The organism is Actinocorallia lasiicapitis, assembly GCF_054778695.1.
This window is the reverse complement of sequence record NZ_BAAGZI010000464.1, coordinates 1-4,236: the sequence shown is the minus strand read 5'-3', so window position 1 is coordinate 4,236 and position 4,236 is coordinate 1. Positions and strand designations below refer to the sequence as shown.

Here is a 4,236-nt window from a genome sequence, read left to right as displayed (position 1 = left end):
ACCCGCAACCCCGCCTGAGCAGCCGTCCACGCCGCCGCGATCCCCACGATCCCACCACCGATCACCAGCAGATCGAAAGTGCCGCGCCCCAACTCATCCCGAGCCCAAGCCCGATCGGCGCTCCTGGCGAGGTCGTGCACACCCGTACGGTTCCGCATGGCCATACGGTACTGAATTCGACAATGTCGAACAACATTCTCGGGTGAGCAACTTCAGCGGCAAATCCTCAGCGGGGTGAGTTCGACAATGTCGCGGCTCGCCGCGGAACCCGGAGACCGCTCAGTTCGTTGAGGCGGCATGGGAACGGGACTCGGCCTGCTGGTCATGACGTCGGTCCCCGGGCTGGTGATCCTGCTGATCATCGTCTCGGCGGTCGACCGGATGGGCCTGGCCGCCAACCGCGGCTACCGGCTGCCATGGCGCAGGCCCGAGGACCGGCGGCCGATCGCCTCGGCGGGCGTCGACGAGCTCCAGGCCCTGTTCACGCCCACCAAGCGGTTCGAACTCGACGAGCGCCGCACCTCCCTGGTCCTCCGTGACGAGGAGGGCGACGGCGCTCCCCCGCGAACCAAAATTGATCTTGACGAAGGTGTCGCAATCGCGCGGCGGCCGCCCATCACCTGACAAGCTGGTCGGATGGCCGATCCTTGGGAACCCGAGTGGGATGTCAGTCCGTCGCTGGTCAGGGTGCTGCTCACCGAGCAGTTCCCGGAGATCTCCCACGAGCGGGTGCGGCTGCTCGGGGTCGGCTGGGACAACGTCGTCTACCTCATCGACGAGACCTGGGTGTTCCGCTTCCCCCGCCGTGCGGTGGCCCTGCCCGGGGTCCGGCGCGAGATCGAGCTGCTGCCGGGGCTCGCCTCGCCGCTGCCGATCCCGCGCCCGGAATTCCTCGGGGCTCCCGGCAAGCGGTTCGCCCACCCGTTCTGGGGCGCGCGGCTGATCCCCGGCCGGGAACTGGCCGACGCCGCCGTCCCCGACGAGGACCGTACGCCGATCGCCGTGCAGATCGGCCGGTTCCTGCGTGCCCTGCACGACCAGGAGGCACCCGCCGGGCTGCCCGTCGATCCGATGGGCCGCGGTGACGCGCCCAAACGCGCCGCCCTGGCCCGCAAGACCCTCGCCTCCCTCACGGCGCAGGGCGTCTACGAGCCGGACGACACGGTCGAAGCCCTGCTCACGTCCGGCGAGGCCTTCACCGGCTCCCCGCAGACCCCGGTCCTGGCCCACGGTGATCTGCATCTGCGCCACCTCCTGGTCGCCCCGGACGCCACGGTCGCCGGAGTGATCGACTGGGGTGATCTCTGCCTGGCCGTGCCCGCCGTGGATCTGTCGATCGCGTTCGCGGCGTTCCGTGGCGAGGCCCGCGCGGCTCTGTTCGCCGAGTACGGCCCGATCGAGCCGGAGGCCGAGACCGTCGCCCGGGTCCTCGCCCTCTATCTCTGTGTGGTGCTCGCCGACTACGCGGCCGCCACCCAGCGGCACGCCCTGCTGGCCGAGGCGCTGACGGGCATCGCCAGGAGCACTGATCACAGGAGCACCGATCAGCGGTAGCGGTGGTCCGCGACGTAGGCGGCCGGGTCGGTGGCGTACCGTTCCCGCCATCGGGCAGCCAGCCGGTCGGCGGCCGTCCGCCCGGTCCTGACGATCTCTTCGAGGGGGTCCAGATACCCGAGCACCCGCTCGGGTTCGAGCCCCGCCGCGATCCGTTGCTCCAGACCTTCGCGGACCAGCCCGACCAGCTCCCCCGCCAGCTCGCGGGCCGGCCGCCCGCCGATCCACGCGCCCAGACCGTCCCTGGCCGCTTCGAGCACCGCTTCCTCGTCGCCGAACCCGGCGTCCTTGACCAGGGCGGCCGCCTGGGCTCCGACGGCGGGATCGTAGAGCAGGGAAGTCCAGAATGCGGGGAGCGAGGGCCAGGCGTCGCGCGGCGGACCGTCCGGGATGCGTAGTTCGAGGGTGTCGCGGAGCCGGATGTGCGGCCAGACCGAGCCGAGCAGCGCCTGCCAGTCCTCGTCCGTGGGGCGGGTCCCGTCGGGGTAGCCGTCCCGCAGGAGATCGCCGAAGGTGCGGCCCGGCGGCACCGCGCGGGCCTGGCCGTCGATCATGCGCAGGATCGGCGGGACCGCCAGCAGCCGGTCGATGAGGGCATCGGGATCGCCGGGGAGGAAGCCGGTGCGGCGTGGATCGACCTCGCTCCAGACCCGGAGCCGTTCGGAGGCCCAGCCGGTGTCCTTGCCCGCCCGGATCGGCGAGTGCGCGAACAGCGCCGCCGCGATCGGCGCGACGGCCGTGGCCGTCCGGTACTTGGCGTCGCGGTCGGCCGCGTCGCCGTAGTCGAGGGTCACCTGCACCGAGACGATCCGCGACATCGCCATCCAGCCTTCGGACCGGTCGCCGAACTCCCGCCGGAAGTAGTCGAGCATCAGCGGCACCCGCTCCTTCGGGGCCCAGGTCCGGTCGTCGGGGCCGTCGTAGGGCAGCAGTGACCCCGACAGCAGGGCGAGGTCCAGCTCGTCGGCGATCTCCGCGAGCTCCGAAAGATGCCGCCCTACGGTCTCGACCAGCGGCACGATCCCGTGGAACGGCGCCGACCCGTACTCCAGGGCGCAGCCGGACTCCAGCCCGACCTCCGATCCGTCCGGTCGGCGCACCCCGACGAGCCACCCGCCGTCCAGGACAGGTTCGCCTCCGGTGCGGGCGGCGATCGCGCGCAGCAGCGCCGCGACGCCCCACTCACCCGAGTAGGGCCGGGACAGCCCGCTCGCCGGATCGACGACCCCGAGCTCGATCTCGACCCCGATCCGTTCGGATCTGCCGGGTCGGGGACGGAACGGCGCTCGGAGCATCCGTTCGGTGGACGCGTCGAACCTGCCCATCGGGGATCCTTCCGGGTGCCGGCCGGTGAATTCGAGGATAGTCGACGGCCCTGCGGGTGCCGGGACGCCGGGTCCTGGCCGAAGATGGCGGGGTGGACGCCGAGACATGGGACCGCAAGTACGCGGCACAGGATCTGTTGTGGTCGGTCGAGCCGAACCGGTTCGTGGAGCGGGAGCTGTCCGGGCTGCCGCCCGGCCGTGCGCTGGACCTGGCGTGCGGCGAGGGCAGGAACGCGCTCTGGCTGGCCGCGCAGGGCTGGACGGTGACGGCGGCCGACTTCGCGCCGGTCGCCGTCGGCCGGGGGCGGGAGCTGGACCGGGCGGGGCGGGTGTCCTGGCAGGTCGCCGATCTGACCGGGTGGAAGTTCCCCGAGGCCGATCTGGTGCTGATCGCCTATCTGCATCTGCCCGTCGCCCAGATGGCCGCGGTCCTGCGGAAGGCGGCCGGCGCGGTGGCGTCCGGGGGCACGTTCCTCTTCGTCGGGCATGATCGCCGGAATCTCACCGAGGGGGTCGGCGGCCCGCAGGATCCGGCGATCCTGCACTCGCCCGACGCGGTCGCCGCGGAGCTGCCCGGTCTGACGGTCGTGCGCGCCGAACGGGTGGAGCGCCCGGTGGGTGATCGGACGGCCCTCGACACGCTGGTCAGGGCCGTGCAGGAGGAAAAGTGAACCATTCCGGGCGTGTCCCCCTCTAAGCTAGTAATACTCAGACCGAGAGGGACTTGTGATGGAGTTGAGCGAACGGATCCGCGGCTGCCTGCTGGGCGGCGCGGTCGGTGACGCCCTGGGCGCGCCGATCGAGTTCCACTCCCTGGCCGAGATCCGCGCACAGCACGGGGACCAGGGCGTGGACGGACTGATCTGGCACGACTCCGGGCAGATAGGCGCGATCACCGACGACACCCAGATGACCCTGTTCACCGTCGAAGGGCTGCTCAGGGCCGACGGCGACGTCCCCGCCGCGGTGTTCGCCGCGCACCGCCGCTGGTACGCCACCCAGATCCTGCCGTCCCCGTCGCGCGGCCGGGTGCCGCTGCCGGTCGGCGACGTCCTGCTCGACGGCGGGCTCGCCGACGAGTCCTGGCTGTACGCGTGCCGTGCTCCCGGCAATGCGTGCCTGTCGGGGCTGCGCTCCGGTGTCCGCAGGACCCGCGCCGAGCCCGCCAACCCGGACTCCAAGGGCTGCGGCGGGGTGATGCGCTCGGCGCCGTTCGGGCTCGTCGCCGCGCACACCGCCGAGCAGGCGTTCGAGCTGGCCGCCGAGTGCGCGGCGCAGACCCACGGCCACCCGACCGGCTATCTGGCGTCCGGCGCGTTCGCCGCGATCACCCGTCATCTACTGGACGGCACCGGCC

At 72.1% G+C, this 4,236-nt stretch carries 5 protein-coding genes; 4 read left to right on the top strand and 1 reads right to left on the bottom strand.

Translation table 11 applies throughout. The annotated features are described in order from the left end of the window. Positions 1 to 297 precede the first annotated feature (297 nt). Both ACYVE7_RS30280 and ACYVE7_RS30275 read left to right on the top strand, forming a co-directional pair. On the top strand, positions 298 to 624 hold the full coding sequence (locus tag ACYVE7_RS30280; protein WP_460369498.1) for a DUF6191 domain-containing protein: 327 nt from the start codon (positions 298 to 300) through the stop codon (positions 622 to 624). A gap of 12 nt (positions 625 to 636) precedes the next feature. Continuing rightward, positions 637 to 1,554, top strand: coding sequence for a phosphotransferase (locus tag ACYVE7_RS30275; RefSeq protein ID WP_460369497.1), 918 nt, complete (start codon positions 637 to 639; stop codon positions 1,552 to 1,554). On the opposite strand, the gene ACYVE7_RS30270 is transcribed toward ACYVE7_RS30275, so the two are convergent. Beyond that, the gene (locus ACYVE7_RS30270) at positions 1,545 to 2,879 is read right to left on the bottom strand and encodes a glutamate-cysteine ligase family protein (protein WP_460369495.1); all 1,335 of its coding nucleotides are present in this window, start codon (positions 2,877 to 2,879) and stop codon (positions 1,545 to 1,547) included. The genes ACYVE7_RS30275 and ACYVE7_RS30270 overlap by 10 nt on opposite strands. A 92-nt stretch (positions 2,880 to 2,971) precedes the next feature. On the opposite strand from ACYVE7_RS30270, the gene ACYVE7_RS30265 reads away from it, so the two are divergent. Both ACYVE7_RS30265 and ACYVE7_RS30260 read left to right on the top strand, forming a co-directional pair. Then, positions 2,972 to 3,550 (top strand): class I SAM-dependent methyltransferase, encoded by a 579-nt coding sequence (locus ACYVE7_RS30265; RefSeq protein WP_460369493.1) that lies wholly within the window; start codon positions 2,972 to 2,974, stop codon positions 3,548 to 3,550. Positions 3,551 to 3,608: 58 nt separating this feature from the next. Beyond that, positions 3,609 to 4,236 (top strand): ADP-ribosylglycohydrolase family protein (locus tag ACYVE7_RS30260; protein WP_460369491.1); only part of this gene is annotated, 628 nt, incomplete at its 3' end.